The 6,598-nt window shown below is 49.2% G+C and carries 8 protein-coding genes; all 8 read left to right on the forward strand.

What is annotated here, in order from left to right:
* The first annotated feature begins 28 nt into the window (after positions 1-28).
* Entirely contained in the window at positions 29-1,429 is a 1,401-nt protein-coding gene (gene secD, locus NZM01_11225) for a protein translocase subunit SecD (protein ID MCS6960605.1), read from the forward strand.
* Positions 1,426-2,493: a protein translocase subunit SecF gene (gene secF / locus NZM01_11230; protein ID MCS6960606.1), complete on the forward strand. Its 1,068-nt coding sequence runs from the start codon at positions 1,426-1,428 to the stop codon at positions 2,491-2,493. Before secD ends, secF begins: the two co-directional genes overlap by 4 nt.
* A gap of 95 nt (positions 2,494-2,588) precedes the next feature.
* Entirely contained in the window at positions 2,589-3,770 is a 1,182-nt protein-coding gene (locus NZM01_11235; GenBank protein ID MCS6960607.1) for an NAD(P)H-quinone oxidoreductase subunit H, read from the forward strand.
* The gene (gene nuoH, locus NZM01_11240; GenBank protein ID MCS6960608.1) at positions 3,767-4,885 is read left to right on the forward strand and encodes an NADH-quinone oxidoreductase subunit NuoH; all 1,119 of its coding nucleotides are present in this window, start codon (positions 3,767-3,769) and stop codon (positions 4,883-4,885) included. Before NZM01_11235 ends, nuoH begins: the two co-directional genes overlap by 4 nt.
* A 7-nt stretch (positions 4,886-4,892) precedes the next feature.
* Entirely contained in the window at positions 4,893-5,486 is a 594-nt protein-coding gene (ndhI, locus tag NZM01_11245; protein ID MCS6960609.1) for an NAD(P)H-quinone oxidoreductase subunit I, read from the forward strand.
* Between the two features lie 4 nt (positions 5,487-5,490).
* Entirely contained in the window at positions 5,491-6,075 is a 585-nt protein-coding gene (locus tag NZM01_11250; GenBank protein MCS6960610.1) for an NADH-quinone oxidoreductase subunit J, read from the forward strand.
* Positions 6,075-6,386 carry an NADH-quinone oxidoreductase subunit NuoK gene (gene nuoK / locus NZM01_11255; GenBank protein MCS6960611.1) on the forward strand — a complete coding sequence of 104 codons (312 nt, stop codon included), beginning with the start codon at positions 6,075-6,077 and terminating at the stop codon, positions 6,384-6,386. Before NZM01_11250 ends, nuoK begins: the two co-directional genes overlap by 1 nt.
* Before the next feature lie 2 nt (positions 6,387-6,388).
* A partial coding sequence (locus tag NZM01_11260) for a hypothetical protein (GenBank protein MCS6960612.1) occupies positions 6,389-6,598 on the forward strand: 210 nt, incomplete at its 3' end.

Genomic DNA, 6,598 nt, shown 5'->3' on the forward strand with positions numbered 1-6,598 from the left:
TAATTCTCTAGCTCCTCAGTACCTGGCTATGCGGAAACAGTTGCCCCTACTCCTATTTGTCTTTGCCCTGTTTGTGGCAACGATCGTTTTTCTTATTTTCCGCCCACCGCGCCTAGGATTAGATTTACGGGGGGGGTCAGTGATCACGTTGCAGGCTAAACCGAATCCCAGCCAAGGCATTCCCACAATCACACCCAGCATTTTGTCAGAGGTACGGGGAGTAGTGGAAAGACGGCTCAATGGCTTGGGCGTAGCAGAAATCGTGGTGCAGACTAGTGGCGACGATCGCATTGTCGTGCAACTTCCTGGAGTCAATAGTCCCGCCCAGGCAGAACAAGTATTGGGGAAAACCGCCCAGCTAGAGTTCCGTCCCCAGAAACGGGGCACAGAAGCCGAATTCAAAACCAGGTTGCAGGAGCGCCAACTATTGTCTTTAGAACTGTCTGACCCCAAACTCACCCCTGAAAAGAAGGCAGAGTTAGAGGCAAAGCTAGAAAAAAACAAACAGGCAATTTTGGAATTGTTTGAACCGATCGGACTGCGGGGTGATTTACTAGTCAATGCCCAAGCCACCAACGATGGCACCCAGTGGGGGGTAAGTTTGCAATTCAACAAAGAAGGGGGGGAATTATTTGCCCAAGCCTCTGCCCAAGTTGCGGGTACGGGTCGGTCATTGGGAGCATTTCTGGATGGGGAATTGGTCACTGCGCCTGTAGTGGACGCTAAGTATGCCGAGACAGGAATCACAGGGGGACGAGCGTTTATCAGCGGTAGTTTTACCGTAGAGAGTGCTACCAATTTAGCAATTCAGCTACGATCGGGAGCTTTGCCTGTGCCCTTAGAAGTAATCGAAAACCGATCGGTGGGAGCAACTTTGGGAGCAGATAGCATTCGGCAGAGCATTTGGGCAGGTTTGGGGGGGATTGTCCTGGTAATTGTGTTCATGGTGGTCTATTATCGGCTGTTGGGCGTGATTGCTAGTGGAGCATTGGCAGTCTATGCAGTGTTAGCGATCGGGTTATTTACCGCCCTGGGGGGAGTACTCACCTTGCCGGGCATCGCTGGCTTTATTCTCAGTCTAGGGACAGCCGTGGATGCCAACATCCTGATTTTTGAACGGATGAAAGAAGAATTGCGGGCGGGCAAGACACTGTATCGATCGGTGGAAGCAGGTTTCGATCGCGCCTGGTCTAGCATCTTAGACGGTAATCTGACCACGTTAATTGCCTGTGCTGCCCTATTTTTCCTGGGAGTTGGGCTGGTGAAGGGATTTGCCGTCACCCTAAGCATTGGTGTAGTCTTGAGTATGTTTACTGCCATTACCCTGACCCGTGCCCTTCTCTTGGTAGTGATTAACATCCCGCAGTGCCGGCAGCCCCACTATTTCGGTGTAGAACGTATTGCCACACGACCCCAAGCCACAACATGAAACTAGACGTTATCAAACACCGCCACATCTACCTCAGTTTGTCCGCCCTGGTTATTGGTATTGGTTTGGTGGGGATGTTGCTATGCGGGCACCGATTTGGCTTCCCTTTACGTCCCTCAGTAGATTTCACAGGGGGTACGCGCCTATCTGTAGTGCTAGTTTGCGCCAATCCGCCCCAGGACTGCGGGCAACCCATCGACCTGGAAAAACTGCGGGCCCAACTTGCCAGCCAGAATTACGAAAAACTCACAGTCCAGTCGGCAGAAGGGGGCAGGGGCGTAGTAGTGCAAACGGGAGATTTGGCTCCGACCGAGCGGCAACAATTGGAACAATTCCTTGCCCAAGCCCTCCAACCCTACGGCACCATTGACCCCAACAAAACCCAAATCGATCGGGTGGGACCGCTAATTAGCCAGGAACTCCTACGGGGGGGGAGTATTGCCCTAGCAGTTGCCCTCTTGGGGATTGTGCTCTATTTAAGTGTACGGTTTCAGCCCGACTATGCTGTGTTTGCCACCCTTGCCCTTGTCCATGACGTGCTTGTGGTGAGTGGGGTGTTTGCTTGGCTGGGGCTGATAGCAGGCGTGGAGGTGGATAGCTTATTCATTGTTGCACTGTTAACGATCGCTGGTTATTCCGTCAACGACACTGTAATTATCTACGACCGCATTCGGGAAAACCTCAAACAACAATCTGCCCCTAAACCACCACCTGCTGAGTCTGTCCCTGGTATGCCAACTGAGCCTGCCTCTATCGTGTCAACTGAGCCTGCCTCTATCGTGTCAACTGAGCTTGTCGAAGTTGGAGCTAAACCCAGTCCTGCAGTCGAGGCACAAGCTTTCCATCAAGTGGTGAATTTTTCCGTCAACCAGACTCTGACCCGATCGGTGAACACAACCTTAACGACCATCCTGCCCCTCTTGGCAGTGCTTTTGTTTGGCGGTGCAACTCTGAAATTCTTTGCCCTTGCCTTACTAGTGGGATTTATAGCAGGGACATATTCCAGTATTTTCAATGCCACAATTCTACTTGCCTGGTGGCGGACAAGGCAGGTAATGGCATAGCAAAATCTCTAATCCTAGGTATGTTAAAAATTGATAAAAAACCTGGGGCAATAGCGTCTATACTAAAGAGCAGCGAACGTGAGAGGGTAAACAGTATGGTCATGATCGAAACAAAGGCAGAACGCATGGTAATCAACATGGGGCCCCATCACCCATCCATGCACGGTGTCCTGCGCTTGATCGTGACCCTAGACGGGGAAAACATTGTTGACTGTGAGCCAGTGTTGGGCTACTTGCACCGATCGATGGAGAAAATAGCCGAAAACAGAACGATCGTGCAGTATTTACCCTACGTGACGCGGTGGGACTACCTAGCGACGATGTTTACAGAAGCCATTACTGTCAATGCCCCTGAAAAACTGGCAGATGTACCAGTTCCCCGCCGTGCCAGCTACATTCGCATGATCATGCTGGAACTGAGCCGCATTGCCTCTCACCTGTTGTGGTTAGGGACATTCATTGCTGACATTGGTGCGCAAACCCCCTTCTTTTACGTCTTCCGCGAACGGGAAATGATCTATGACCTGTTTGAAGCAGCAACGGGGATGCGCATGATGCACAACTACTTCCGCATTGGCGGGGTAGCAGCAGACCTACCCTATGGTTGGGTGGACAAGTGTGAAGACTACTGCAAGTATCAACTAGAGAAAATTGACGAATATGAGCGTCTGATGACCAACAACCCCATTTTCCGCAAGCGGGTAGAGGGGGTAGGCAAGATTTCGCGGGAAGATGCCATTAACTGGGGCCTGTCGGGTCCGATGCTACGGGCATCAGGGGTAAAGTGGGATTTGCGTAAAGTAGACCACTACGAGTTGTACGATGAACTGGATTGGGAAGTACAGTGGGCAACCGAGGGAGATTGCCTAGCTCGTTATTTTGTGCGCGTGGGAGAAATGCGCCAGTCCTGCAAGATGATTCTGCAAGCCCTTAAGCAAATGCCAGGGGGTTCTTACGAAAACCTAGAGGCACAGAGAGTGCTGGGAGGACCCAAGAGTGAGTGGAACTCCATGGATTATCAATTTATCAGTAAGAAGCCCTCGCCCACGTTTAAGATTCCTGCAGGGGAGCACTATGTACGCGTAGAAGCACCTAAGGGAGAACTAGGTATTTATCTGATTGGGGAAAACAGCGTCTTTCCCTGGCGGTGGAAGATTCGCCCCCCTGGATTTATTAACCTGCAGGTACTACCCCAACTAGTAAGGGGGATGAAGGTTGCTGATATTATGGCAATTCTGGGCAGTGTGGACATCATTATGGGGGAGGTAGATAGATAGTGGAAGGGATTGACTTACAGCGTTCCTTTGTTGAGCTATTTTCCGGTTTAGGAATTGACCCTGAAGTAGCGCGGGTAATGTGGATGCCTTTACCTATGTTGGCAGTGGTAACAATTGCCACAGTAGGGGCTTTGGCGGCAACTTGGCTAGAGCGGAAAATCTCGGCAGCAGCCCAACAACGGATAGGACCAGAGTATGCTGGACCCTTTGGTCTAGCCATTCCGGCAGCGGATGTGGTGAAACTGTTAATCAAGCAGACAGTTGTGCCTGCCAATGCCGATCCTCTGTTATTTGTTCTAGGTCCAGTCATTGTTTTTATTTCAGTGTTTCTCTCTTTCCTAGTTATTCCCTTTGGTGAGAATTTAGTAATTTCCAATGTAGCGACAGGGATATTTCTGGTTATTGCCATCTCTAGTATTGCCCCGATCGGTCTCTTGATGTCGGGCTATTCTTCTAACAACAAATACTCCCTGTTAGGGGGATTGCGAGCAGCAGCCCAGTCTATTAGCTATGAGATTCCCTTAGCCCTGGCAGCTCTGGCAGTGGCAATGATGTCCAATGGCTTGAGCACCGTCGAGATTGTGGAGCAGCAAGCAGGTTGGGGAATCCTCTCCTGGAATGTGTGGCGGCAACCGATCGGTTTTATCATCTTTATCATCGCAGCCCTAGCGGAGTGCGAACGGATTCCCTTTGACTTACCAGAGGCGGAAGAGGAACTAGTAGCAGGTTATCAGACTGAATATTCAGGCGTAAACTTCATGCTATTTTATGGGGCTTCCTACGCCAATTTATTTTTGTCAGCCTTGCTAGTAGCAATTCTCTACCTGGGGGGATGGGAGTTACCCTTCCCGATCGACAAAGTGGCAGAGTTGTTAAACATAGCGGAAACAAACCCGATTTGGCAACTGATAGCTGCTTTCCTAGGCGTAACCGTAATTCTTTTGAAGGCATTTGCTTTCATCTTTCTAGCAATTCTATTACGGTGGACGGTACCCCGCGTGCGCATTGACCAGCTACTAGATTTGGGGTGGAAGTTTTTGTTACCGATCGGTTTTGCCAATTTATTGTTGACAGCAGCTTTGAAATTAGCTTTTCCTGGAGCATTTGGAGGTTAAGTATATGATGAAATTTTTAAGCAAGGTCGGGGAATACGCTAAGGATGCCGTACAGGCGGCTAAGTACATTGGACAGGGGATGATGGTCACCTTTGACCATATGCGTCGTCGTCCAATTACTGTGCGTTACCCCTATGAGAAGCTGATTCCTGCGGAGCGGTTTAGGGGACGAATTCATTTTGAGTTTGACAAATGCATTTCCTGTGAGGTCTGTGTGCGAGTTTGTCCCATTAACTTGCCCGTGGTAGATTGGGAATACAATTCGGAAATCAAGAAGAAGGAACTAAAGCACTACAGCATTGATTTTGGTGTATGCATATTCTGCGGCAACTGTGTGGAATACTGCCCTACCAACTGTCTATCTATGACAGAAGAGTATGACCTATCCACCTTTGACCGCCATGAGCTGAACTTTGACAACGTAGCTTTGGGTCGACTACCTACCAAAGTAACAGAAGACCCCCTAGTTACCCCTATTCGGGAGCTAGCTTATCTGCCCAAGGGTGTATTAGAGGGGCACAAAGCTGATCACAAGGAGCGGCGAGCTGGTAAACTACCTGTAGAAATTATTGAAGCAGCACAAGCAAAGTCTGAGAACTAGTTATATGAAGTTAGCGCAAGGGGTAGAGATAGTCAGTTTACTGGTACTGACGGTGATGGTAGTAGCAGCAGCTTTGGGGGTAGTGCTATCTCCCAGTATCGTCTATGCTGCTTTTTTGCTGGGCTTGGTCTTCCTGGGCATTGCAGGGATGTACCTGATGTTGAATGCTGATTTTGTAGCAGCAGCTCAGGTATTGATCTATGTGGGAGCGGTGAATGTTTTGATTTTGTTTGCCATTATGTTGGTCAATCGCCGCAAAGTCTATCGGGAAGTGAAGCTGGGAGCAGTAAGACAGTTGGTAGCGATCACTGTGTGTGTTTCCCTATTTGCTCTGTTACTTTACACCAACCTCAATACCGTCTGGCTACTGACTCCTGAAGTTAAGGCTTTACCCTCAGTGATTGTAGCTCTGGGTCAGCACTTCTTCAATGAATATCTCTTACCCTTTGAGCTAGCTTCTGTATTACTGCTGGTAGCACTAATTGGGGCGATTATTTTAGCACGGCGGGAGTTTATCCCCGATCGGCAGGTGGAGAACCTAGAATTGGTGGAACGTCCTAAGGAATTGATAGGTGTAGGGGAGGAATAATGCAAGTTTCTTTGGATGCATTTTTAGTGATTGGGGCAGCATTGTTTTGCATTGGTATCTATGGCTTGGTGACTAGTAGGAATGCCGTAAGGGTACTAATGTCGATCGAATTGATGCTCAATGCCGTCAATCTTAATTTTTTGGCTTTTTCCAATTACCTTGATTCAGATACAATCAGGGGGCAAGTGTTTGCTGTGTTTGTAATTACGGTAGCGGCAGCGGAGGCGGCAGTAGGGCTAGCGATCGTGCTCTCTATTTACCGCAGTCGGGACACGGTAGATATGGAAGAATTTAACCTCTTGCGTTGGTAGGGATGCACTATTTAGCCATCAGTAGTTTGATATTCTGTTTGACTGTGCTCCCCCACTGGGCGCAGAACAACGTTATGATTTTTGGGGAAGGATCGCCACCCCTAGCTTATACTACTCGTACCAAAAGGGCAGGAGCGCGATTAAATTACTACAACTTTTTCGTCAAATTGCCTAACAAACAAGTGGCGGAGTTGCAGTTAGCCTATCCCGAG

It is taken from the genome of Pseudanabaenaceae cyanobacterium SKYG29 (assembly GCA_025055675.1).
In the GTDB taxonomy this organism is placed as follows: Bacteria; Cyanobacteriota; Cyanobacteriia; order Pseudanabaenales; family Pseudanabaenaceae; genus M5B4.